24 protein-coding genes are annotated in these 25362 nt (G+C 49.1%); 6 read left to right on the forward strand and 18 right to left on the reverse strand.

Translation table 11 applies throughout. The features are described 5' to 3' along the window. Positions 1-10 precede the first annotated feature (10 nt). Genes BOW52_RS02140 through pseB form a run of 15 tightly spaced genes read right to left on the reverse strand, consistent with a single transcriptional unit; the run spans position 11 to position 14421 of the window. Positions 11-1111: a glycosyltransferase family 4 protein gene (locus BOW52_RS02140; RefSeq protein WP_078482442.1), complete on the reverse strand. Its 1101-nt coding sequence runs from the start codon at positions 1109-1111 to the stop codon at positions 11-13. A gap of 29 nt (positions 1112-1140) precedes the next feature. Further along, the gene (locus tag BOW52_RS02145; RefSeq protein ID WP_078482443.1) at positions 1141-2571 is read right to left on the reverse strand and encodes a hypothetical protein; all 1431 of its coding nucleotides are present in this window, start codon (positions 2569-2571) and stop codon (positions 1141-1143) included. Between the two features lie 5 nt (positions 2572-2576). Further along, entirely contained in the window at positions 2577-3818 is a 1242-nt protein-coding gene (locus BOW52_RS02150; protein ID WP_078482444.1) for a lipopolysaccharide biosynthesis protein, read from the reverse strand. 43 nt (positions 3819-3861) lie between these two features. Next, positions 3862-4800: a UDP-glucuronic acid decarboxylase family protein gene (locus tag BOW52_RS02155; RefSeq protein ID WP_078482445.1), complete on the reverse strand. Its 939-nt coding sequence runs from the start codon at positions 4798-4800 to the stop codon at positions 3862-3864. A 24-nt stretch (positions 4801-4824) separates the two neighbouring features. Further along, positions 4825-5508 (reverse strand): PIG-L deacetylase family protein, encoded by a 684-nt coding sequence (locus tag BOW52_RS02160; RefSeq protein WP_078482446.1) that lies wholly within the window; start codon positions 5506-5508, stop codon positions 4825-4827. Next, positions 5505-6554 (reverse strand): N-acetylneuraminate synthase family protein, encoded by a 1050-nt coding sequence (locus BOW52_RS02165; protein ID WP_135621941.1) that lies wholly within the window; start codon positions 6552-6554, stop codon positions 5505-5507. The genes BOW52_RS02160 and BOW52_RS02165 overlap by 4 nt, the downstream gene beginning before the upstream one ends. A 30-nt stretch (positions 6555-6584) precedes the next feature. Continuing rightward, positions 6585-7280 carry a WbqC family protein gene (locus BOW52_RS02170; RefSeq protein WP_078482496.1) on the reverse strand — a complete coding sequence of 232 codons (696 nt, stop codon included), beginning with the start codon at positions 7278-7280 and terminating at the stop codon, positions 6585-6587. Continuing rightward, the gene (locus tag BOW52_RS02175) at positions 7277-7900 is read right to left on the reverse strand and encodes a class I SAM-dependent methyltransferase (RefSeq protein ID WP_078482448.1); all 624 of its coding nucleotides are present in this window, start codon (positions 7898-7900) and stop codon (positions 7277-7279) included. The genes BOW52_RS02170 and BOW52_RS02175 overlap by 4 nt, the downstream gene beginning before the upstream one ends. After that, positions 7894-8796: a methionyl-tRNA formyltransferase gene (locus BOW52_RS02180; RefSeq protein WP_078482449.1), complete on the reverse strand. Its 903-nt coding sequence runs from the start codon at positions 8794-8796 to the stop codon at positions 7894-7896. Before BOW52_RS02180 ends, BOW52_RS02175 begins: the two co-directional genes overlap by 7 nt. Beyond that, a complete protein-coding gene (locus BOW52_RS02185; RefSeq protein WP_172840070.1) occupies positions 8793-9488 on the reverse strand; it encodes a class I SAM-dependent methyltransferase in 696 nt (231 codons plus the stop codon). Before BOW52_RS02185 ends, BOW52_RS02180 begins: the two co-directional genes overlap by 4 nt. Beyond that, the gene (locus tag BOW52_RS02190; RefSeq protein WP_078482451.1) at positions 9478-10536 is read right to left on the reverse strand and encodes an N-acetylneuraminate synthase family protein; all 1059 of its coding nucleotides are present in this window, start codon (positions 10534-10536) and stop codon (positions 9478-9480) included. Before BOW52_RS02190 ends, BOW52_RS02185 begins: the two co-directional genes overlap by 11 nt. Beyond that, positions 10529-11569, reverse strand: a complete 1041-nt coding sequence (pseG, locus tag BOW52_RS02195) for a UDP-2,4-diacetamido-2,4,6-trideoxy-beta-L-altropyranose hydrolase (RefSeq protein WP_172840071.1) — start codon at positions 11567-11569, stop codon at positions 10529-10531. Before pseG ends, BOW52_RS02190 begins: the two co-directional genes overlap by 8 nt. Then, on the reverse strand, positions 11550-12263 hold the full coding sequence (locus BOW52_RS02200) for an acylneuraminate cytidylyltransferase family protein (protein WP_172840072.1): 714 nt from the start codon (positions 12261-12263) through the stop codon (positions 11550-11552). The genes pseG and BOW52_RS02200 overlap by 20 nt, the downstream gene beginning before the upstream one ends. 2 nt (positions 12264-12265) lie before the next feature. Further along, complete coding sequence (gene pseC, locus BOW52_RS02205; protein ID WP_078482454.1) at positions 12266-13423, reverse strand: UDP-4-amino-4,6-dideoxy-N-acetyl-beta-L-altrosamine transaminase; 1158 nt, start codon at positions 13421-13423, stop codon at positions 12266-12268. Beyond that, the gene (pseB, locus tag BOW52_RS02210; RefSeq protein ID WP_078482455.1) at positions 13420-14421 is read right to left on the reverse strand and encodes a UDP-N-acetylglucosamine 4,6-dehydratase (inverting); all 1002 of its coding nucleotides are present in this window, start codon (positions 14419-14421) and stop codon (positions 13420-13422) included. Before pseB ends, pseC begins: the two co-directional genes overlap by 4 nt. Positions 14422-14764: 343 nt before the next feature. Here pseB and pilB point away from each other — a divergent pair, with 343 nt between their 5' ends. From pilB to yacG, 6 genes are all read left to right on the forward strand, one after another. Beyond that, positions 14765-16480 carry a type IV-A pilus assembly ATPase PilB gene (pilB, locus tag BOW52_RS02215; RefSeq protein WP_172840073.1) on the forward strand — a complete coding sequence of 572 codons (1716 nt, stop codon included), beginning with the start codon at positions 14765-14767 and terminating at the stop codon, positions 16478-16480. A gap of 9 nt (positions 16481-16489) precedes the next feature. Continuing rightward, positions 16490-17716: a type II secretion system F family protein gene (locus tag BOW52_RS02220; RefSeq protein WP_078482456.1), complete on the forward strand. Its 1227-nt coding sequence runs from the start codon at positions 16490-16492 to the stop codon at positions 17714-17716. A 67-nt stretch (positions 17717-17783) separates the two neighbouring features. Next, entirely contained in the window at positions 17784-18647 is an 864-nt protein-coding gene (locus BOW52_RS02225; RefSeq protein ID WP_078482457.1) for a prepilin peptidase, read from the forward strand. Positions 18648-18660: 13 nt separating this feature from the next. After that, entirely contained in the window at positions 18661-19263 is a 603-nt protein-coding gene (gene coaE, locus BOW52_RS02230; protein WP_078482458.1) for a dephospho-CoA kinase, read from the forward strand. A gap of 86 nt (positions 19264-19349) precedes the next feature. Then, the gene (gene zapD / locus BOW52_RS02235; protein WP_078482459.1) at positions 19350-20123 is read left to right on the forward strand and encodes a cell division protein ZapD; all 774 of its coding nucleotides are present in this window, start codon (positions 19350-19352) and stop codon (positions 20121-20123) included. Positions 20124-20141: 18 nt separating this feature from the next. Next, positions 20142-20339 (forward strand): DNA gyrase inhibitor YacG, encoded by a 198-nt coding sequence (gene yacG, locus BOW52_RS02240; RefSeq protein WP_078482460.1) that lies wholly within the window; start codon positions 20142-20144, stop codon positions 20337-20339. Here the strand turns inward: yacG and BOW52_RS02245 are convergent. The 3 genes from BOW52_RS02245 to secA are packed head-to-tail and all read right to left on the reverse strand — an operon-like array spanning position 20336 to position 25278. After that, complete coding sequence (locus tag BOW52_RS02245) at positions 20336-21298, reverse strand: Nudix family hydrolase (RefSeq protein ID WP_236725611.1); 963 nt, start codon at positions 21296-21298, stop codon at positions 20336-20338. The two genes, yacG and BOW52_RS02245, sit on opposite strands and share 4 nt — an antisense overlap. 24 nt (positions 21299-21322) lie before the next feature. Then, positions 21323-22543 (reverse strand): bifunctional glutamate N-acetyltransferase/amino-acid acetyltransferase ArgJ, encoded by a 1221-nt coding sequence (argJ, locus tag BOW52_RS02250; RefSeq protein WP_078482461.1) that lies wholly within the window; start codon positions 22541-22543, stop codon positions 21323-21325. Between the two features lie 14 nt (positions 22544-22557). Continuing rightward, on the reverse strand, positions 22558-25278 hold the full coding sequence (secA, locus tag BOW52_RS02255; protein WP_078482462.1) for a preprotein translocase subunit SecA: 2721 nt from the start codon (positions 25276-25278) through the stop codon (positions 22558-22560). Positions 25279-25362: the final 84 nt, after the last annotated feature.

Genomic DNA, 25362 nt, shown 5'->3' on the forward strand with positions numbered 1-25362 from the left:
AATGCTTCCCTTACAAACAACCTCTTTTCACTGATTCAAGAAAACCAGACAACTCCTCCGCCCTATCAGACCAGGAAGGGATATCAATATCGGTATTATTTGTCTCACCAAATAGTTGTTTTTTGATCGCAGATGACAATGATTTAGCAGAGTCATGCACAAATAACGCATCCCTGTTGTGACGAAGCAAATAACGCATTTCACCGACATCCGATGCCACTACATTTGTTTCACAAGCAGCAATCTCGTAATATTTTTGTGGAAAGCAGTATCGACCAAACAGACTATCAACGTTGCAGATCACAGCAACATCAAGCGAATTAAAAACATATGGGACTTTTTCGAAATCGAGCACTCCCAAGTCAATGATTTGAGGATGAGAGTACTGCTGCAACGTCTTATCTCTTGGCCCAGCGACTACAAGATGGAGCTCTGGGAACTGTTCAACAAGAAGCATAAAGGCCTTAAATAGCACCTCAATACCCCGCCCTGCCGAGAGGGCACCAGCGGTTCCAATCAATCGCACATTCGAAGGCAAGCCCAAGTAGTGGCGAGCATCAGCTTTTGGCATTTGTTTGAACAGATCCTTTCTTACAGCATTACCCATCACTCGAACATGTGAATCTTCTATAGTAGATTCACTCAAAATGTAATCACGGAGCATTCGACTGACAACCGTTAAACCATTCGCTCTACGACATACATAGCGAAATAGCGTACGAACACCTGGTATTTTGCTCAGCCCAAAACTCTCATAATTATCATAAAGATCAATAACTATCGGTATACGGTATTTAGAAGCAAGATAGTAACCAAAGATCGAATGATACACATCAGAACTCGCCCATATAATATCTGGATTGAATTCCTCAATTATAGTTTTGATACCTACGAAATAGCGATGCGGCCACGGGTAGACATTGAATGAGCTCCACGAAACTGTACCGGGTTTAAAGAGACCTTCAGTCATTCTTCGGTAACTCAGCGTAACACCTCTAACCTGATGATCAAGTTTGTTTAACTCCTCAGGTACTTCATAATTTCTGAAGAATTGATCGTCTAATAGATCTTTACCCAAATACTGTCGTTTAGATAACACTAAAATCCGCATTGTATTTTTCCAGATATATACAGCCTAAACTAAGCGCGGAATATAGAAGCACATTTATTCAAAATGTTGAGCATAAACCGATACGATTTTATAGCAATATTATCGTCTAGATACACACCCTTAAGAGAACCTCGATGTAATGTATCCGCCTTGTAGAAGCGGTATTTAGTACCAAACGCTTCATAATAGGCACCATATTTAATTGCGTTTTTCTGAGGGTAATTGAATGGGGCCCTTAGGTACGCCTCTACTTGAGATTCACTCTCTGCCATCATGGCCACATCCAAGCAATCATATGCTGCGTTTGCTAATAATAGCGAAGGCTTACCCCAATATGTCGCTTCAACTCCGACAGTTGATCCATAAGTACAAACAACATGAGAATTATCAATTAACGCATAGGTATCAATATCATCATCCGAGCGAATCAAAACAGAGTCAGGGACTTCCATCTCGTCCCATCGACTTCTATCAGACGCCCCCTTAGAAGCAATATTTGGATGAACACGAACACACATCTTTAATCCATCTATTCCTTGAACTATTGAGCTCAACCACTGAATTGCCAGAATTTGATCTGGAAAATGGTGATTTATATATTTATCACCAATCGCGACCATTTCATCTTCTGAGGACGTAAAAAAGATAACCCATTTTGATTTTTTATTAAATTCTCGTGGAAGCTTACCCTTCTCCTGTTTCAGTGTATGCACATGCCAGTGCCTTTCAACTCTATCTCTTCTTGCCTGAAAGAATCGTCTGCCATCCTCAATCAATTCAGGACGCCAAGCATCATTAATTCTTTTCTGTAATGCAACATTGTCGTGAGGCATGACATCACCAATCCAGTAATGATCCTTATCACACCCACGCTCATGGATCATCCAAGACCTTCTCCCCATACTATCTGCTGCACGCAATACAGCTCTGGTCGTGGCAAAACGCCCATTAAACAGTAGAACCTCATCAGGGTCGTATTGCTCAATCAATTTCTGCACCTGAAGATAGACCATCAGCGATGATTTGAAGTAGTTAAATATAGCTCTCTTATTTTTATTAAAATCAATTCGCGAATTTCGCGTAATCGAAATTAGTGAACTCAATACGCCCCAGCCAATATCATCGAATTCCTCGTACTTAATTTTCTTGACATCATCTATCGAGTGACAATCTCCCATTATCTTTTTTGCCGCTGCCTCGGCTTTGATAATCACATCATCACCATACTCTGAATCCACAACCTCAATATTTGTATTAGACAATAGTCGACTCGCACTCTTCATACGTATGCGAGGAAGATCAACTAAAAAATGCATAAATGATCTGTCCTCACAAACCGGCAGACCTTCTCTGAGATTCACATAAAAAACATCCTCGCCACTCTCTACTCGATCAAAAGCAATCTCTATAGCAGTTTCTATATGAGGCTTCCATGTGATGGTTTCTATTATCAACATCATTTAGCCTAACCCCTCACATCTCTTTCAGTAAGATAATAAGACACGTGCTTGTACAAAATATCCCAGACCATCGCGCACAACAATGATGTAGCCACCATACCTAGAGACGGCGTACTGCTCATCAGATAGAGTGACACTATGAATACCACTGGCATCATTACATTTGATATTAGAATGTGCCTATTTCGCCCTCTTGCATAGAGAGCTCCATTCATTGGAAGATTAACAGCGTAGAGAACCGCTACAGCCAATAGCAGCCACAGAACATCAAGATTTCTTCCATAAATCTCCTTTCCTGTCCATTCAAATATATAGGGAGCAGATAATGCAATAATTATTGCCAAGCTTGTTGATAACAGCAATGTCGACCAACGATACTCTGCCAGGATGCGTTTATATTCATCTTCTGAACTGGAAAAGTGTGCCTTTACCAATCGTGGATTCAAAAAATCCACGATTGCAGGTTTAACGATTGAAATAATTGACATGGACAGGGAGATATACAGCACATAGATACCTAACATCTCTGAGTCGAGAATGAAATCAACAATGTATCTATCCATGGTGAACAATCCCCTCATAGATAGAGAAGAAAGAAGAAATAAGCCTCCAATAAAAAAACCCTTCTTCATCCATTGGATATCTAACGGCCACAACTTCCAGAGTTTTACCTCATAACCAATAATAATCACGCCGATCAACAGCGCGGTTGCGGCACCAAGAAACCAGGCCAAAAATATTAAATCGAGCCCACGAAAACCTGGCTCCATCCACAAAAGAGGCAATACAAACCACACCCACAACCCCATCCGAACCATTAACACAGTCCCTGCTGCCAACGGCCTTCCAATGGTATTCAATAGTCGGTTAACTTCCTGCGCGAGATGTTCGACCACAAGAAGAGCAAAGAACCATGCCACATTATTCAGAACGTCATCACTGAGCGAAACGAACAGCGCTATCACTGGAAACGTAACAATATAGACCGCAAGAATAGCCAGGAAAAAGTGCTGGATAACAAACGACCACTCCTTTCGAGGGCGCGCCAATATCTCTCGATTGCTATAGCTATAGAAATCAGCACCAACGATCAAGACCACAAAAGAGAGCGACGCCATAAATAGCCCGTACTGCCCTACATCGCCTGGCGTCAAAAAACGCGCCAGAGCAAACACCAGGACAAAGCGACTACCCATGGCAAAAACTCTAAGCGACAGGTTGACTGCTCTTGCCGAATATCCGGTCATTACAATTTTAGAAACGGGATATTATCCACCACACCAACAAATATTACTCTGCGAACAACTTCTCGAAATAAGCAACCGTCTCCTTCAACCCGTCTTCGAGTGAAACCGAAGGCTCCCAGCCTATCGCATCCTTAGCAAGAGAAATATCGGGTTTTCTTTGACGAGGATCATCTACTGGCAATGGCTTATGAATTATTTTTGACGGCCCCTTAACCAGCCCAATAACCTGCTCGGCCAATTCCAGCATACTGTATTCACCAGGATTACCTAGATTCACAGGGCCAGTAATGTCCTTAGCTGTCGACATGAGTCTGACAAACCCCTCGACCATGTCATCGACATAACAGAAACTTCGAGTCTGTTGTCCATCACCATAGATAGTTAGGTCATCACCTCGTAGCGCCTGAACAATAAAGTTACTAACCACTCGCCCATCGTTGGGATGCATTCTCGGGCCGTATGTATTGAATATACGCGCGACCTTTATCTCAAGCTCATGTTGGTGAAAGTAATCAAAAAACAACGTTTCCGCACACCGCTTCCCTTCGTCGTAACAGGCACGCGGACCGATTGGATTAACTCTTCCCCAGTAGGACTCAGGTTGCGGATGAACCTCGGGGTCACCATAAACTTCTGAAGTAGACGCCTGAAAGACACGTGCCTTCACGCGCTTTGCCAAACCCAACATATTGATTGCACCGTGCACACTGGTTTTTGTCGTCTGCACAGGATCATGCTGGTAGTGAACAGGTGATGCTGGACAAGCTAGATTATATATCTCATCAACTTCTACGTAGAGGGGGAATGTAACGTCATGACGCATCAGTTCAAAATGTGGATGCCTCATAAGATGAGTAACATTTTTTTTGCTACCCGTAAAATAATTATCTACGCACAGCACATCATGACCTTCATCAATCAAACGCTCACATAGGTGTGATCCTAGAAACCCTACGCCACCTGTCACCAATGTTCTAATCATATATATTCACTTTTATATTTTAAATTACTTAATGATCATTCGCCTCAGCTGAAACGCTTCGGCAGCATTAACTCCAACTGTAGCACCTCTCCAAGAAGCCAAACTCTCAACAGCTTTTACTGACCTCGGGTGAGGATAGGCGCGCATCTCTTCTTTATAGCAATGCAAGGCCCGCATCTTCGCATCTATTGTATCGCTGATATCAACAAACCAATTTGGGGAAAACTTTTCCGAAGGCAAACCGAAACGCCATTCAGTTGACGAGGGCACTTCGAAACTAAGCAGCAAATCAACCGAATGTTCTGGCTGAGGCCTGCATGCCGTTAGTACTGCATTGTATGTGACGCTATGATCAACATTCACATCATGTTCAAAGTGGGTATAAACCGTCGATGGAAGGACTGTTTGTACGATTGACTCAACAGCTTTAACAACGTCTAGACGAGCAATCTCATCCATTCGATTATCGGGGAACGGAATTCGAAAGATCTTTGATATGCCAAGAACATCCGCCGCAGCATCAGTCGCACTACGAAGAGCTGACAACTCGCATTCATTTATCTTATTGTTGCCATCATCTCTCGAAGCCAGACCATTACCGAGAAGCAGAAGCACCACATGTTCGCCATTTGCTGTATGACGAGCAATTGTGCCTCCACACCCTAGCACCTCATCATCTGGGTGCGCAGCTACAACCAATACCGTCAAAGCACATCCTCCTCTCTTATGAGGTGATTTTCCTCTAACGAAGAGGCACACTCTTTTCCTATAAACTCCCTCATTCTAGTGGTTGGGATCCCTATCCCTGGACGCTTAGCCCCGACATTATCCTCGCTTAGTTGCTCACCTTTCGCGATTGGAGCAAGCGTACAGACACTCCGAAAATACTCCTTAGAGAGTTCAATATCCGCATCGGATGGAATAACCTGTTGCTTGCCCAGCGCACTCTCAACATGCCGGATTCTCGACACCCACACTTTCAACTCATCAGGTTCAAGTGACTCATCTGCATGAAAAGCAATCTCCTCGCGCGACATAATCAAACGCTTCTCAAGCATTACCGCCCCTAACCCTATCGCAAGCACATCCAGGTCATCATCCCTTGCGGGCGAAGAGAACCCGCATGGAATTTTATAGCTATGATTCAAGTATGAGATAGCCTGCATATTCATCTGCTCTGGAATACTTGTATGAAAATCGTGGAGCAGCAACAGGTTTCCGCCACCACACGTCCGAGTCCACTCTACAAGATCATCCAAATTCTTCTCTGCAGCCGGCCCAAGATCCACAATCAATGATTTACCCGTGGCTGCTATCTTTTCGACCAGCTGCCTATAGGTAATATCCCAAGCACCAATTTTATGCACAGCAACATTCAGTTTCTCCAGCCTATCGACGCCGCCGACATAGTCAACGGTAGCAAAGAAATCGACACCATGGGCCAAACATGCCTTCTGAACCTCTGACCACTCATCATCAGAAAAGCTTAGTCGCTCAAACATCTCTTTCATGTTCAAAACATGCTCAACACCACCTGCAGAGAATCGATACTCAACCTCATCATCAGATAACTGGTCTGGATCGATCATTTGAAATTTCACTGCATCCATTCCTGCATCGGCAGCTGCAGCAATCAAATCAAGTGCTTTGCTTAGCTCACCTAAACATGTCGTTCCAACCTCGGCCACCAAATAACAAGGCTGTCCACTTGCTATAGCTCGACCATTGATCTCGAATAAATTTTCACTATTCACTTCCACTCCCCATACCCACCAACTTCTTCATCACTCATATGACGTCAGTATTTCAAGACTCTTTGAACCATGATTAAAGAGCAAATCAACAATACTGACATAGGGTTCAAATCCACCATGGTATTGCTTATAGACAGGATGATGATAGTCATGAAAACTTAACTCAATGCCTGCGCTCTCAAATGCATTACCATTCAGATAATCACGCCCAAAAGGCCCTGATATATATTTTGTTGCACCAACAGACTGACAGAGATTCAGAATCAACTCACTCTTTACGCCCTCAACTATCATTTCAGAACTGTAGAGTAGGTTCACATTGATTCCGAGAACATCAAGAAGGTATTGAGTACTCTCTTTTAGGCACTCACCAAGCTTAGGCCACTCCCTGGCATAATAATTCTCAAAGAATGTTTTATGTTCATGAAAACATGGCGCTTGGGAGTAGCTATGTAGCAGTGTCTGCCAATGTTTTTTCCTCCACGGCTGGCCATTATCAATCTCAATTTGACTGATTAGCGGTTGTCCTAGGCCAGCTGTCTTAACCGGCACCGTCAGCCATTTAATGCCTTCTTTTGTGCGAACCTTGTTTCGGTTTGTAAACCTTGTTTTGGAACTTCTTTCTAGCGCGACATCATCCAACACAATATGTACATCACTTTGAGCAATCCTGTCGAAATATCCCAGCCATGGAAGGTAGGCCGGTTGCATAATAGAAACAATCATGCACATCTCGCCTCTCGAGTAAGGTAGACCGTAAAATCTCTTGGATGGTAGTCGTGCCGAAACACAAGCCATGGGCTTAGCGATTGACAGAAAGCCACTGTCTTGAGTGGATCTGCATAAAACTCATTTTCGCTCTTATCTTCTGTCCAGCCACTTAATGTATTAAATGCCACACCAACCCTAGCCAATTCCCACATCCGGGTCACGGTTCTTTTAATAGCTTCTTCACCACTTTCTCGATAGCTATAAAATAGACCGCTAGCAAATACGTAATCGAATTCTTCATCCAGCACTGTCTGACTGTCGAGAATGCTCCCTTCAATAAAGCGAAGACCGGGGTTATCTCTTGCTGCCTGCTCAAGCAGCTTAGCACTCAGATCGACACCGGTGTATTCAACTTCAATGCCACACGCTTCCATCCAACATGCAAAATGTCCGAGACCGCACCCAACATCCAACACCCGCGCACCTTGCAACTTTCCAACACCGGAAAGCACCTCGAAGCGAAGTCGCTGTCCCTCCTCACTACCCCAGTTAAGTGATCTAAATGAACTACCATGAGCCTTTAAAAGTTCGCTATAGAGAGACGCTGTATGTCGCTCATCATTGCTAATCACCATCCCAACACATCCCCTTTAGCGAGCAAACCATTATCAGACAGGTACTCAATATCCGTCAGAATCAGGGCACCTTTACCACAACAGACTACCGGACCAGATTCCAGGATCTCCACCACCTCACCCGCACTACACGCCAACTTACCAGCCCCCCTGTATACCTCAGCTCTCCACACAGTTATTCTCTCTCCATCTCGCATAGTAAATGCTCCCGGATATGGTTTGGCCACTGCCCGAATCAGGTTCATTACTGTTTCTACCGACTGCTGCCATTCAATCACACCATCCTCAGGTCGACGCGCAGGGAACGTTGTTGCCAGCCGTTCATCTTGAGGATCTGCATGCACCCGCCCTGTTAGCATTTGACCTACCACTTCTCTTGTAATTTCAGCATAGAGTGGGTAGAGCCTGTTGAGTGCGTCACCGACATCCTCGTCCTGAGAAAGACTGTACTCTCGTTGAACAATGACATCGCCACAATCGACACCCTCATCAACAAAATGTGCCGTTAGACCTAATTGTGACTCTCCGTGGATTATGGCCCAATTGATCGGCGCCCTCCCGCGATATCTGGGCAATAGGCTCGGGTGCAAATTAACCGCCCCTATCCTTGCTCTCTGCAGCAATTCAAGTGGGAGAAGATAACGATAATCTGTAATCCAGATAAGATCGGGGTTCGTTAATTCGGTAAAATCTACCAGCGCTGTTGTGCGCCCGCTTGATCTGATGACAGGCAATCCTAACTCGTGCGCCAAACTATTGACTGACTCATAGCGCACTCCATCCTCTGGGTCATCAGGGTGTGCAACCACACCCACAACGACAACACCGGCAATACCACACAACTCTCTTAGAACGGTCGTACCAACCGTGTGATTACCCAGAAAAAGAATCCTCATTTTGCAAACTTTTCAGCAACCACTCTCCACTCAGCATGTACGAGATAGTCTGGACTCAACATCTCTCTATACTCCATGTGCTGAAGTGACCTAACACTCCAACCTTTCGACAGCGCATGTTCCACCTGATTGCGACCTAAAAAGCTGATTTGACCAACACCGACCAAAGTTCCACCATCAATCTCCCTCGTTAGGCCATCAGCATCACTACTACCAGCAGCTCGGCTGCTGTGTAGGTCGCTATAGGGGTTGAAAAAGAAAAGTCCACCAACCTTCAATACCCGGCGCACCTCTTCTAGCGCTAGCTGAATGCCGCTAAACGGTGCACATGTCAGCGCTCCACGGTCTATCACCATATCGAAACTCGACTCTTCAAAAGGCAGGTCCGTGAAGTCTGCCACTCTTAGATCGCCTCTCAGCCCATCTTCGGCAAACCGTTTTCTAGCGGTTGCAATCGCACTCTCAGAGGCATCAACCCCTGCAACTGTAAAACCTTCACGTGAGGCGAACCACAGATTACTAGCCGTACCACATCCAACTTCCAATATTCTGATCTGAGAACGCTCAACACCCTTGGGTGCATTTCTCAGGACAAAAGAGACAATCACATCCCACGGGTAGCGCTGCTGATGACCATCACTGTATTTCTCCTCCCAGACCTGATCAAAGGTTGGTACTGTTTCAACGCTCATGAAAGTCCTCCCAGCTAAATCGATGCCCTGCTGGAACATCACGTTTTACAGTTAATCCCACCAACGCCTCACTCAGTTTGGGTGGAATACCCGAGCCTGGGCGGTGAAAAACCATGGAGTTGCGCTCGACAATTTCACCTAATCGCATCGCTCGACTAGCCGTACACGAGAGCCTGAAATCGTGCCGACTCATCATCTCAGCCTTTGTGGGTGCAACAATTGAACTACCAAGCGCCGATTCAATATTCCTGATATCCCGCACCAAAAATCCAAACTCCTCAGGATCTGTAGAGAAACGATGATCAGGCCCCGGCATGTGTTTGTTAAGCGTGAAGTGTTTCTCCACAAAGCACGCTCCCAACGCAACTGCTCCAGCTGCAGCAACCGTTCCCTCGGTGTGATCACTAAAGCCAACGGGTAACCCAAACAGCTGCGAGAGCGTAGGCACTCGACGTAAATTTATATCCTCAGGTGGTGTCGGGTAACTGGATGTACAGTGAAGCAGTAGCAGCGCATCTCCACCTGCAGATCGGTATGCACCAACCGCATCATCTATTTCAGCCACGGTTGCCATGCCTGTCGAAAGCACTGTTGGCACTTCTGATCTAGCCATCTCTCGAATTAGATCGAGGTGGGTCAAAAAATCTGAGCCATTTTTAATCAATGAGACGCCGAGCTCCAACAAATCCCTCAGACTGCTAATACCCGTTGGCGTACTAAAGAAAGTCACACCCCGCTCGTCACAGTGCGCCTTGAGTTCAGCCAATTGCATCGAACTCAACTCACAACGTTTAAACATCTCATATTGCGACTCAACAATCTCCCGCCCTTGAGATATATAACGATATGTAAGACTTTTATCAGAGAGAAAATCCTCAGTAACATAGTTCTGAAATTTTACCCCATCAGCACCAGCATCCACCGCTGCGTCGATAGCCTGATGCGCAATTTTCATATCACCGTTGTGATTGATCCCAATCTCAGCGGCAATAAAACAGGGAGTGTCGTCACCTAGACGGCGCCCCCCCATCTGGACATAGCTACTCACCCATCATCTCCTTGACCACTCGCGACGCTCCCGCCCCATCGACATAATTCAAGCCGCCCCCCCCCATTAATGACAATCGCTGTTGATCCATCAATAACTCAGTCAATACTCGTGTAACTCTGTCGGGCGTATCGTTATCTAACCAGCCCAAGCTAATACCTGCCCCGAGTCGATCAAATTCGGCCGCGATGGGTGCCTGATTATCTGCCAACACCATCAACAACATTGGAAGTCCCTTGCAAGCCATCTCCAGGCAGATACTGCCGGCTGCCGACACTGCCACATCTGCCCAAACCATTAGTGATGCCATTTCGTCACGATAAGGTACGAGCTTAAGATTATGTGGTCGGCCGGAGAAAATGGATACAACGCCCTTCTCAATAGTGGCTTGCGTTTCACTGCTTGCCCCAGTCAGACAGGTAATATCGAGTGGAGTGCTCATCTGTGCTAGCCCCTGAAGCACCAACAACAACTCACCCGTTTCTGAGAGCCCACCAAGAGAGACGAGCACGCGTTGGGAACGTGCCTTCAGGGAAGCAGTTCGAACTTTTGCACCACCCTTGAACTGGGCTCTCAGCAGAGCATACTTTGCCCCTAGTAATACACGACCACCACCCTGTAATCGATAGTTACGTCGTTCTGCACCGACGTTTTGATCAAGGAGCAGATCAGCACAGTAATTCTCTAAACGTGCACCATCATCAATCACAAGCAGTTTGCTCTCACTCTGCACGGAACAGAGGTAGTCGTAACCAAAATCATATCCATCAACCACCACCCAGGAGGGATTACGTTCTGCAATTAGCAGCTTAAGCATGGTAAGACTGTCATGGCTCGCTTCCCGATCCGGAAGATCAATCCATTCATCTACGACATTGTCAACCGCACGTCGAGAGGCATCCGACTCGAGACAACCAACGCCCAGCACCTCGCACCCTATGGAACGCGCCTCACCTGCAAGTGCCAAGCTTCGGGTTAGGTGTCCCAGGCCAACCGCATCGGTGGCATCCGTTCTAACTATCAGCCTTCTCATCCAAGCCAAACCGGGTGCGAGCCAGGAACTCTGCATAATGAAAATCGGATTCAGTGTCAATATCAACACCACGGTCCCATGGCATTTCATACGCTGCCAGGGGGTAGATATAGTACTCTTTGGCCGTCTTGAATTGCTCTACATCCAATATGGTCACAGCACCATTCGCATTAACAACGTTAGGCGGTTCAGCACCACTCTTAGCCCCGCTACGGAACAACCACTCAGGTAGAAGAGGCGTAAGCAATCCATCCTCCATGATTTGCGCTGTTAATGGTGACTCAGAGGGCTTTGTCACACTCATCAATGAAGCGGTACCTTTCTCGCTGAACATCGCCATCGCCGCCCTGATATCTTCGCCAGTGCGAAAGGGTGAGGTAGGTAATAGAATAACCAGCGTGTCGAATTGTTCGCCTTGAAGCTCGAGCTCCTCGAGTGCATGTAACGCAACCTCAACGACACCGGCAGGATCACGGGCAAGTTCTGCTGGCCGCATAAAGGGAACGTCAACATGTAGCCGCTTCGCCTCTGCAACAACCGCCTCGTCTTCAGTACTAACAATTAAGCGATCACAAATCCCCGAATCTCGCGCAGCGATTACGGTCCACTCCAGCAGTGATCGGCCCAGCAGCGGCATGATGTTTTTCCTAGGTAATCGGGTCGATCCTGCCTTGGCAGGAATAAGAGCTAACACTCTCATTTCTCCTCCCCCAAAATCGACACCAGCTGCCTAACCACATAATCTTGCTCACTCTCTTTCAACGCCGGATAGAGTGGCAAGGTTATAGCTGCGCTGTAATAGCGCTCAGCTTCGGGATAGTCGCCGGGTTTAAATCCCTGCGCACGATAAAATGGCTGCAGATGCACCGGAATATAGTGAACATTCACACCGATCCCTGCATCCCTGAGCCGATCGAACACCTCTCTGCGACTTGCTGTATTGCTAAGTTTAATGACAAAGAGATGCCACGCCGAACTGTTGCACGACGGGATACTCTGAGACGTTAATGGCAAATCTTTCAGTAGCGATTGATATCGATTCGCTAGTGCAAGACGCTTCGCCAGAAACTGATCAAGCCGACTGAGTTGAGACAGACCCAGAGCAGCTTGAAAATCGGTAAGACGATAATTGAAACCAAGCTCAAGTTGTTCGTAGTACCATGCGCCATCAGAATCTCCATGCATCTTGGATTCATCCCGCGTAATACCGTGCGAACGATGCAAATTAATGCGCTCAGCTAAGTCACTATTGTTGGTCACTACCATACCGCCCTCACCTGTCGTAATCATCTTGACAGGATGAAAGCTAAAAACCGTTGCATCGGAGTAACTACAGCTACCTATTTCACCACCGCAATAGCGCCCACCAATTGCATGCGCTGCGTCTTCAACCACACGAAAATCATACTGTTTCGACAGACTATGAATAGCCTTCATATCGCATGAGCAACCACCAAAATGTACCGGTACAACAACCTTCGGTAGCCTCCCTTCGCGCTCAGCTCGAATCAGCTTGAACGCAAGCGCTTCGACACTCATATTTAATGTAGCTGGGTCGATATCAACAAAATCGACCTCTGCACCGCAGTAGAGCGCACTATTGGCAGTCGCAACAAACGTATTCGGCGACGTCCAGAGCCGGTCTCCCTTACCCAAGTTGAGCGCGCTAAACACAAGGTGGAGTGCTGCCGTGGCGCTGCTCACAGCCACACCATGCTCTGCACCACAGCGCGCTGCTACGGCCTTTTCAAACTTAGGGATCAGCGGACCTTGTGTAATCCAATCCGAGCGCAACACACGATCGACCGCATCAATATCATCCTGACCTATCTCCTGTCGTGCATAGGGGATCATTCTTCAGCCATGGTGTTGAACTGTTTAATCTCATCCACGTTGAGAAAACGTGGATTTGATCCTGAACTATATTCAAACCCACGTTGCACCGCCTTACCCTGCTCGCCCATGGCATTGGTCTTATAATCAATTTCCAACTGGTGGAACTTGATCGCAGGACGCAACACAAAATGATCGTCGAATTCTAGCGTTAAGTGCGAATCATCCGCTGGACACATAATTTCATGGAGCTTTTCACCAGGTCTTATACCAATTACACACTGCTCCAGACTGGGGGCCATCGCCGTGGCCAGATCGACAATCCGAACAGAGGGTATCTTAGGCACAAAGATTTCACCCCCAAACATGCGATCAAAATTATTAACAACAAAATCCACGCCTTGCTGAAGGGTGATCCAGAATCGGGTCATTTCAGAATCGGTGACTGGAAGCTCGGTGACACCCTCAGAAATGAGCTTGCTAAAAAAGGGAACGACCGATCCACGTGATCCCACCACATTGCCATATCTTACGACGCTAAACTCAGGGCCCTCCTCACCGGCAATGTTATTCGCAGCCACAAATAGCTTGTCTGATGCCAGCTTAGTCGCACCATAGAGGTTAATCGGATTTGCAGCCTTATCCGTAGATAACGCGATAACCTTTGAAACACCAGTGGCTATCGCTGCGCTTATCACATTTTCAGCGCCTATAATGTTCGTCTTTATGCACTCGAAGGGGTTATATTCCGCAGCGGGCACCTGCTTCAACGCTGCCGCATGAATCACGTAGTCGATACCGCGCATTGCCTGCTTAAGTCTCTCACCATCACGCACATCACCGATAAAATAACGCATGCAAGAATCGTCATAAGTCTGCTGCATCTCAAACTGCTTTAGCTCATCACGCGAAAATATCACCAATCTTTTGGGGCGGTAATTCGAAAGTATGGTCTCAGTATATTTCTTGCCAAACGAGCCAGTTCCCCCAGTAATCAGGATTGATTTTCCATCGAACATTTAGTTATCCACAGTAGAGTTAGAATTCAATGTGCTCGGAGCATTACCGCACGAGAGTCGGTGCCTCGACCTTGATACACCAGCAACTGAGAGAATATCTCGTTAGCCACTTCAGTCACACCCCAAGACCTTAAAAACTGTGATCTCAAGCACAACTTCCACTCAATCTGGCACGCACGAACACAATCGAGGATTCTTATTTACAATCATACAGATAGGAGAACAGCCGGCCAAGCTCACCCAATAATACAAGCAGCTTCGCACATTCACTTGGATAATACTTGAACTTCCACTAACATCAGCCTATCAGCGTCATGCTGCTAACATAATAACGTGATGGAATATGGCAACGTCGAACACAAGTACACACATCAGCGGACTCGCAAGACGCCTTGTCAATGATGGGCTCCTGTCAGAACAAGACGCAAATGCTGCAACAGAGCAGGCAAGCAAGAAGAAAACCCCTTTTGTAAGCTATCTCGTTGAAAACAATATTGTTATTGGAAAGGAGATAGCGTGGGCTGCCGCCCAAGAGTTTGGTGTACCTGTCTTTGATATCGAGGTTATTGACCGCGAATCGATACCAGCAACCCTGGTCAGTGAAAAGCTGATTCAACAGCACAGAGCACTCCCGCTGTTCAAGCGGGGCAACAGACTCTACGTCGCCCTCTCCGATCCTACCAATCTTCAGGCGCTAGATGAGATTAAATTTCACACTGGCGTCAATACTGATGCCATTCTCGTCGAGGAAGAGTCGCTCAACAAGATGATCGAGAAGGTTCTTGAAGAACAAGACAGCAGTAGCATGTCCGATCTTCTTCTTGATGCCGACCTTGAAAATCTCGATATCACTTCGGGCGAAGAAGATCAAGGTGATGCCGGTGATCTGGACGTAGATGATGCGCCAGTTGTCCGTTTCGTTAACAAGATCCTTGTTGACGCAATCAACAGGGGGGCATCAGACATCCATTGCGAACCCTTTGAAAAATTCTACCGTGTTCGTTATCGCCAAGATGGCATTCTTCATGAGGTTGCTACTCCTCCAGTTAATCTATCAACAAGAATTGCCGCTCGAATCAAGGTAATGTCGCAACTAGACATCGCTGAGCGCCGTGTACCGCAAGATGGTCGAATGAAGATGAAGCTCTCGAAGAACAGAGCTATCGATTTCCGTGTCAGCAGCTGCCCAACTCTATTTGGTGAAAAGATCGTAATGCGTATTCTTGACCCAAGTAGCGCAAAGCTAGGCATTGATGCTCTTGGTTATGAAGCTGAACAGAAACAGCTCTATCTTGACGCACTTTCCAAACCACACGGAATGATCCTTGTAACAGGACCAACTGGTAGTGGTAAGACTGTATCTCTGTATACCGGCCTCAACATACTCAATACACCAGACCGTAATATATCAACCGCTGAGGATCCCGCTGAAATCAATCTCCCGGGCGTAAATCAGGTGAACGTGAACCCTAAAGCGGGACTCGACTTCGCCTCTGCGTTACGATCATTCCTTCGTCAAGACCCCGATGTGATCATGGTGGGTGAGGTCCGAGATCTCGAGACTGCAGAGATTGCCATAAAAGCTGCACAAACAGGTCACATGGTTCTATCGACGCTACACACCAATGATGCCCCACAGACTTTAAGTCGACTTCTAAACATGGGTGTTGCACCGTTCAATATTGCATCTGCTGTTAACCTTATCATCGCCCAGCGTCTTGGGCGTAGATTGTGTGAAAAATGTAAGACAGTAGAAGAAATACCTCATGACACCCTTATTCAGGAAGGTTTTACTGAAGAGGAGCTTCCAAAGCTCACTATCTATGGCGCGAACGGATGCGACCAGTGTACTGACGGTTACAAAGGACGCGTCGGCATCTATCAGGTAATGCCGATCTCTGAAGCTATAGAAAGAATCATCATGGAAGGTGGGAATGCTCTTCAGATCGCTGATCAAGCCCGAAAAGAGGACATCCCTGACCTGAGAGAGTCCGGCTTGGAGAAGGTCAGGCAGGGCGTAACCAGTTTAGAAGAAGTCAACCGCGTAACAAAGGAATAAGGAATGCCCATGGCGGAACAAGCATCGCAGAAACAGCTGACCTTTGCATGGATCGGGACTGATAAAAAGGGCAGAAAGGTCAAAGGTGAAACCAATGCCACGAATGCTGTGGCAGTTAAGGCTGATCTGCGGCGCCAGGGCATCGCCCCTATCAAGGTCAACAAAAAAGCCTCGCCCCTCTTTGGCGGCCAACGAAAACAGAAAATCACGACAGGTGACATCGCTGTTTTTGCACGTCAGCTGGCAACCATGATGTCTGCGGGTGTACCACTGGTACAGTCTTTTGAGATTGTAGGCAGAGGGCATGACAATCCCAGTATGGCTAACCTACTGCTAGGTATTAAGGCTGATATTGAGGGCGGAACAACGCTTGCCGAGGCTTTAGGAAAACATCGCATATATTTTGACGATCTCTTTTGTAACCTCGTCAAAGCAGGTGAGCAGGCCGGTGTTCTTGAAGAACTCCTGCACAAGATCGCTACCTACCTTGAGAAGACTGAGGCGATCAAGAAAAAGATCAAAAAAGCTCTCTTCTATCCTGTCGCGGTAATTGTTGTTGCCTTCATCGTTACGACCATTCTCATGATCTTTGTTATTCCGCAATTTCAGGACCTATTCGCCAATTTTGGTGCTGAACTTCCTGCCTTCACCCTTTGGGTCATCGGTTTATCAATCTTCTTCCAGGAGTGGTGGTGGGCTATTTTCGGCGTGATCGGACTTGCTGTGACGGCATTTATGGATGCCAAGAAGAAATCTAGAAAATTTGCACATGCACTCGACAGAATGGCGCTAAAGATGCCAATTTTCGGCGTGATTCTGCATAAATCAGCTGTAGCTCGCTACGCACGAACTCTATCTACAATGTTCGCCGCCGGTGTTCCACTAGTTGAGGCCCTTGAGTCAGTGGCAGGCGCTACCGGCAACATCGTCTATTCAGAAGCTGTTATGCAGATGCGTGAAAATGTCGCAACTGGTCAGCAGCTTCAACTTGCTATGAAGCAGACCAATATCTTCCCCAGCATGGTCATTCAGATGGTCGCCATTGGTGAGGAGTCTGGTTCACTCGATAGCATGCTCAGCAAGGTTGCCGACTTCTATGAAGAGGAGGTCGACAATGCTGTCGACGCCATGAGCAGCCTCATGGAGCCGTTAATTATGGCTGTACTGGGTGTCCTGATCGGTGGTTTGATTATCGCCATGTACCTCCCCATCTTCAAGCTGGGTTCTGTCGTATAAGAACTCGTCCTTAGACCGAAGGAGAACCATTAGCCAGCCCTCTGAGGCTGGCTAATTTTTAGCCCACATGATTGTTGATCTACTACAAACCAACCTAGCGTTACTTCTCTCCTGCACTGCACTCTTTGGTCTAATCATCGGCAGCTTCCTCAATGTGGTAATCCATCGACTACCAATTATGATGGAACGCGATTGGCGTGCTCAGTGTGAAGAATTTCTAAACGACAATGAGACGACTGAGAACACAGCCTTCAACCTTTTAGCACCCGGCTCTCGTTGTCCAAAATGCGAGCACTCAATCACTGCACTTGAGAACATCCCGCTCGCCAGTTACCTCTGGTTGAAGGGAAGATGCTCAGAATGTGGCACCCCTATCTCTCCCCGTTATCCGATTATCGAACTTGTCACCGCCATACTATCAGTCACGGTTGTCTGGCATTTTGGATTCACCATCCAGGCAGCCGCTGCACTCGCACTTACCTGGGCATTGATCACCCTTTCAATGATCGATTTCGACCAGCAGCTTCTTCCCGACTCCATCACCCTCCCCTTTCTCTGGTTGGGCCTGATCCTAAGTCTTTTCGGTGTATTCGTAGATAGTCACACCAGCATCATTGGCGCGCTTGCTGGATACCTATCACTCTGGGCTATTTTTCACCTGTTCAGACTACTTACCGGCAAGGAGGGTATGGGCTACGGCGATTTCAAACTACTCGCTCTCTTTGGAGCCTGGTTAGGTTGGCAACTGCTGCCAGTCGTCATCCTGCTCTCATCTCTGGTAGGCGCTGTGGTTGGTATTTCACTCATCGTGCTGCGAGGCCACGACCGAAATATCCCGATACCTTTTGGCCCCTATCTAGCCGCTGCTGGCTGGATTGCCATGCTCTGGGGTCAAGATCTAACGCAGGCCTACCTGGCATGGGCCACCTAGCCATCAATACCCGATGTATGTAGTTGCGTTAACAGGAGGCATTGGCAGCGGCAAATCTACTGTAGCGGAGCTGATTGCAGCCCATGGCATCACAGTCATTGATGCCGATGTAATTGCACGCCATGTGGTTGAACCAGGCATGCCAGCTCTGGAGCAAATCACACATACATTCGGTCACGATCTACTGCAAGCCGATGGCTCACTTGATCGAGCCGCACTGCGACAAACAGCTTTTTCCAACGACAAACAACGACTGCGTCTGGAGGCCATTCTCCACCCACTCATCCGTGGTGAGATCATGACTTCGATCGCAGCCAGCCAGTCACCTTACACCCTGCTGGTTATCCCACTGCTGTTCGAATCGGGTGGTTACACCTTCGTAGATGCCACCATTGTCGTTGACTGTCCCGAACAGTTACAGCTACAACGCACCACAGAACGCGATAAGGTCTCAGAGTCCGATGCTCGAAAAATCATGGCGAGTCAGTGGTCGCGCCAAGATCGTCTAGAAGCGGCTGACCACATCATCCACAATAACGACGACATAAATTCACTGTGGGAGCAGGTGGACACGCTCCACCAACAACTACTCGAAACCGCAGCAGACACCACATAGATTCACAGATTCAATTTGCCACACTCGCGACACTGGAGGAGAATATAGCTCCAAACAGAATCTGGAAATCTACCTAGATTAAGCGCATGCAAGACAGGGTAATCTACGAGCAGCCACTCAATGAAAGAGTGCGCACCTTTATGCGGCTGGAGTTTCTCTTCAGGCAGTGCCGCCACTACCTGCGTGGTGACTCGGTTTGGAACAGTCGTGCCGCACTAACTACCCTGCTCGACATCCTCAACATCATCAGCGGAAAAACCGACCTTAAAACCGAGATCCTTAAGGAGCTGGAGCGTCATACCAGCTACCTTGCCGATCTCGAAGAGAATCCAGATGTAGATCGCGAGCGACTTGAGGATATTCTTGATGATCTCGACAATCTGATCGACAAACTCCACGATGTAAGCGGCCAGATTGGCCAGTCACTAAAGGGTCATGAGTTCCTGAGTAACATTCGTCAACGCAGTACGATACCTGGCGGCAGCTGCGATTTTGACATTCCCGCTTACCACTACTGGCTGGAACAGCCCGCCAAGCGTCGCATGAGCGACCTGAAATCATGGCTCGACGAGCTGGTTATCGTGGAGCAGTCACTCGACCTGATTATGCATCTCATCCGTCATAGCACACTGCCCAAGAAACTTGAGGCGGAGAGCGGCTTTTTTCAGGCAACACTCGACTCAAACAATCCTTGCCAGTTGGTCCGCGTCGCCCTGCCACGTAGCTCGACCCTCTTCCCAGAGATCAGTGGCGGCAAGCATCGCATCACCATCCGCTTTATGGAACAGCCCGAGATGGAAGGGCGTCCGGTACAGAGCAAACAGAGCGTCGCCTTTGAGCTGACATGCTGTGCGATTTAACCGCTGGAGTCTCGCAAAATGAGTAAACCCTTGACCGTCTCCTGCCCAACTTGCGGAAAGGCCGTCGACTTCACACCAAAATCCACCTGGCGCCCCTTCTGTAGTGAGCGCTGTCGACTTATAGATCTGGGTGAGTGGTTCGCTGAGGAGCACAACATACCCGGCGATGAACTGCCTCCTCGACACCCTGATGACGACGAGCCATCTGGGTACTAATTAGCAGCCCAGAAGGCGCTGATGGCCGCTACACCCTGCGCACCGCACCGATACGCCTCTGATACCATCTCACCACTCATTCCACCCAGTGCGTAAACTGGCATAGGCTGATCGTTGACCATTGCCGCAAAACGCTGCCAACCAATTGGCTTTACGTCCGGGTGTGAAACCGTCTTTTGGACCGGAGAGAGCACGGCAAAATCAACATCGATTGCTGCCGCGTGCGCAAGCTGCTCGGCCGAGTGACACGATGCAGCGACGTAATAATCGTTATCGAGTGGCCGACTCTGCAGCGACAGCAGGCGTTGGCTATCGAGGTGAACCCCATCGGCACCCACCGCCTCAACCATCTCCGGCGTCGCATTCAGTAACAACTTCGCACCAATCGAGCGTGTTTTCTCTAAGGCGGCGTTAGCCAGCTCCAGATAGGCCTTCTGGTCAAGCCGTTTAGCACGCAGCTGCACCAAACGGATACCTTGATCGAGTGCCCCCTGAAGGTAGAGGAGAAATCGCTCTGAGTTGTCTGCAGGCTCACCGGTAATCAGATAGTGTGGAGGCAGCTCAAGCGCACTCACTATCGGGCGATTAGCCGCAGGAAACTCGATTTCACGGAGCTTTGCAATCGGTTGCCATTCGATGGGCTGTTCTTCACGACCAGAAGCCTCGCCCTGATACTCATCCACCCGCCAGACATGCAGCACAACTGTGCGATCGGCATAATCGAAAGGAACCGAAATCAGCCGTCTGTAGCGGCATGGGATGATACCGAGCTCTTCATCAAGTTCGCGAACCAGCGCGGCCTGCTCACTCTCTCCCGCCTCGATCTTTCCACCAGGAAACTCCCACAGCCCACCTTGGTGCAGGTGTTTGTGACGCAACGCAAGCAACACCCGCTCTTCACGATCGATAATCGCAGCGACAACAATATTAATTGGGGCAGTGGAGGAGATGACAGTCACCCGTGACGCCAGAGGAGTATCGCCTCAGGTCCGGTACTCGGCGTTGATTTTGACATACTCGTGCGAGAGATCGCTGGTCCAGACAGTCGCTGCTGCATGGCCACGCGCAAGTGCAACGTTAATGGTGATCTCTTCACGATCCATTACAACCTGACCGGCTGACTCCTGATACTCTTCGACACGACATCCAGCCCGCACGATGCAGACCTCATCAAGATGGATCGTTACCGCCTCAAGATCCAGAGAATCGACGCCGGCACGACCAACGGCGGCCAGAATACGCCCCCAGTTTGGATCGGAAGCAAAAAAGGCTGTTTTAACCAGTGGTGAGTGGGCGATCGTATAGGCAACCTGACGACACTCTTCTACGCTCTCCCCAGCCGTCACCTCAACGGTAATAAATTTTGTTGCGCCCTCACCATCACGAATAATCGCCTGGGCCAGCTCCTGACAGACCTCTATCAGCGCCTCTCGCAATTCAGCGTAGCCAACACTCATCTCACTCTCAATCTTGGCAATACGGCTGGCAGCCGTCGCAACCAGTACGCAGGCATCATTGGTCGAAGTATCACCATCGACCGTGATTGCGTTAAATGAGTTTGCAACGGCCTCTTCGAGCAACTGTTGTAGCAACTCACTTTCAACGGCTGCATCGGTCGCCACGTAGGCGAGCATGGTGGCCATATCGGGTCGAATCATGCCGGATCCCTTAGAGATACCGGTTACGGTAATCTCACCACCATCAATTGATACACGGCGACTACTCCCCTTGGCCATGGTATCGGTGGTCAAGATCCCGTGCGCAGCGTCACCCCAGGCGGTAAGCTCAAGTGCAGCGGCGGCGACTGGAATTGCTGCAATGATCTTTTCAGCTGGGAGTGGCTCGCCAATTACGCCGGTTGAAAAAGGGAGCACTGTCTCCGCAGCCACCCCCATCTGCTCAGCAACGGCCCTACAGCAACGTTGCGCATCTGCAATTCCCTGTGCGCCGGTGCCCGCATTGGCATTGCCGGTATTGATCAATAGGTAACGTGGAGTAACGTGGGCCAGATGTTGTTTGGCGATGGTAACGGGGGCTGCACAGAAAGCGTTACGAGTGAAAACGGCAGCACAACTGGCACTCTCTGGGAGCTCCATCAGCACCACGTCTCGACGCCCAGGCGTCTTGATGCCGGCCGAGGTGGTACCGAGCCTAAACCCAGCAACAGGGTGCATCTCTGCGATAGGTTTCAGACCGACTGCCATACTCAACGATCCACTTAACTAAGCTGACCGTGGCACTGCTTATACTTCTTGCCTGAACCGCAGGGACACGGCTCATTACGTCCGACCTTTCGCCCCTCACGGGTAAAGGGAGCCGCAGGAGAACCATCGCGCTCTGCCTCAGGCTCTGCAGGCGCTTCCTCACCACCCAACGCAGAAGCGTCGGCGTGCTGATAGGTCATTGGCACAGTACTACGACGCTGCTCCTCAACCGCCTCGACATCCTCCTCGGTGCGAACCACAACGCGCGCCAGAACACTCGCGACCTCAATCTTGATGCGGTCGAGCATCTCGCTAAACATCTCGAATGCTTCGCGCTTGTACTCCTGCTTGGGATTCTTCTGCGCATAGCCACGCAGGTGAATGCCCTGACGCAGGTAGTCCATCGCAGCGAGGTGCTCCTTCCAGTGCGAATCGAGCACCTTAAGCATCACCTCACGCTCAAAATTTCGCATCACACTGGGGGTCGCCAGGACCTCCTTCTCGGCATAGATTCGCTCCATCTCCGCATGGATACGCTTGCGCAGTGTCTCTGCGTGAAGCGTCTCATCCTCTTCAAGCCAACTCGAAACCTCGAGCTTGAGACCGAACTGCGTATCGAGTCCCTCTTCCAGTCCCGACACATCCCACTGCTCCTCGAGGCTCTGAGGTGGAATGTAGGTATCAATCGTCGTCTCGGTCACATCATCCAGAATATCGGTGATCGTCTCCTTGATATCCTCATCGGCGAGTAGCTCATTGCGCTGCTCATAGATCACCTTGCGCTGATCGTTGGCCACATCATCATACTCAAGCAGCTGCTTACGAATATCGAAGTTGTGCGCCTCTACTTTACGCTGTGCATTCTCGATTGCCTTGGTTACCCACGGATGTTCGATCGCCTCACCATCCTCCATGCCGAGCTTGCCCATCAGTGAGCCGACCTTGCCAGAGGCAAAGATACGCAGCAGGCTATCTTCGAGAGAGAGGTAGAAACGACTCGAGCCCGGATCACCCTGACGACCAGCACGACCACGCAGCTGGTTATCGATACGACGTGACTCATGACGCTCAGTACCGACTATATGCAGACCACCCGCCTCCAGCACCTTCTGGTGAGTCGCCTTCCACTCCTCGCGCATCTGCTCCCTGTCGCTCTCAGAGGCATCTTCACCGAGGCCCTCCAGGGCTACATCAAGATTGCCGCCGAGCACGATATCGGTACCACGGCCCGCCATGTTGGTAGCAATAGTCACCGAACCCGGACGCCCCGCCTGCGCCACAATCTCAGCCTCGCGCGCATGCTGCTTGGCGTTTAGCACCTCGTGTTTGACCTTGTTATCGCTCAGCAGCTTTGCGATCAGCTCCGAGACCTCGATTGAGGCAGTACCAACCAGCACTGGTTGTCCACGCTGCTGGCAGTCACGAATATCATCCAGAATGGCTTGATACTTCTCATCGCCAGTCATATAGATCTTGTCGCCCATATCGTCACGAACCATCGCCTGATTGGTCGGAATAACCACCGTCTCAAGGCCGTAGATCTGCTGGAACTCAAACGCCTCGGTATCGGCGGTACCGGTCATACCGGACAGCTTGTTGTAGAGACGGAAGTAGTTCTGAAAGGTGATCGAAGCGAGGGTCTGATTCTCGTACTGAATCGCTACACCCTCTTTCGCCTCAACCGCCTGATGCAGACCATCGGACCAACGACGCCCCGCCAGGGTACGACCGGTAAATTCATCGACAATCACCACCTGATTATCCTGAACGATGTAGTCAACATCACGCTGGAAGAGATTATGCGCACGCAGCCCGGCGGTGAAATGATGCATCAATGTCAGGTTAGCGGCATCGTAGAGGCTCTGCCCCTCGGCCAGCAGCCCAGACTCGCTCAGCAGCTCCTCAACACGCTGGTGACCATCCTCGGTGAGATGGATCTGACGACCTTTCTCATCGATGCTGAAGTCACCCTCGCCATCCTCTTCCTCCTGCTTCACCAGTTTTGGCACCAGCTCGTTGATCCGCTTGTAGAGCTCAGAGCTATCCTCAGCGGGACCGGAGATAATCAATGGAGTACGCGCCTCATCAATCAGGATCGAATCGACTTCATCGACCACAGCGAAATTCACCTCGCGCTGGACCTTCTCAGCCAGACTGAAAGCCATGTTGTCACGCAGGTAGTCAAAACCGAACTCGTTATTGGTGCCGTAACTGATATCGGCCGCATAGGCGTCGCGTTTCTCCGTCTGCTCCAGACCCGGCACTACGATTCCAACACTCAGTCCGAGGAACTCATAGAGCAGACGCATCCAGTTCGCATCACGCTTGGCCAAGTAGTCATTGACCGTGACGATATGCACACCCTTGCCCGAGAGGGCATTGAGGTAGGCGGGAAGGGTCGCCATCAGGGTCTTACCCTCACCGGTGCGCATCTCAGAGATCTTGCCCTGATGTAGCACCATGCCACCGATCAGCTGCACATCGAAGTGGCGCATACCCATCACACGACGACTCGCCTCACGAACGACCGCAAAGGCCTCATTCAACAGGTTATCCAGCGTCTCTCCGTCTTCGATGCGACGCTTAAAATCTGTGGTCTTGGCCTGTAACTCCTCATCGGAGAGCCCTTGCAGCCCCTCCTCCAGTGCCGTGATTTGCGCAACACTCTTGCGCATGCGCTTAACCAAGCGCTCATTGCGACTACCAAAAATCTTCCTGAACAGACTGCTGACCATTAGAGATAATTCCCGATTACCCGATTATTAAGAGCGGAATGATAGCGTAACTTGACGCTAAATCGCAGCGGCGATTGCCCATCG

The organism is Solemya pervernicosa gill symbiont (genome assembly GCF_002020875.1).
Lineage (GTDB): Bacteria > Pseudomonadota > Gammaproteobacteria.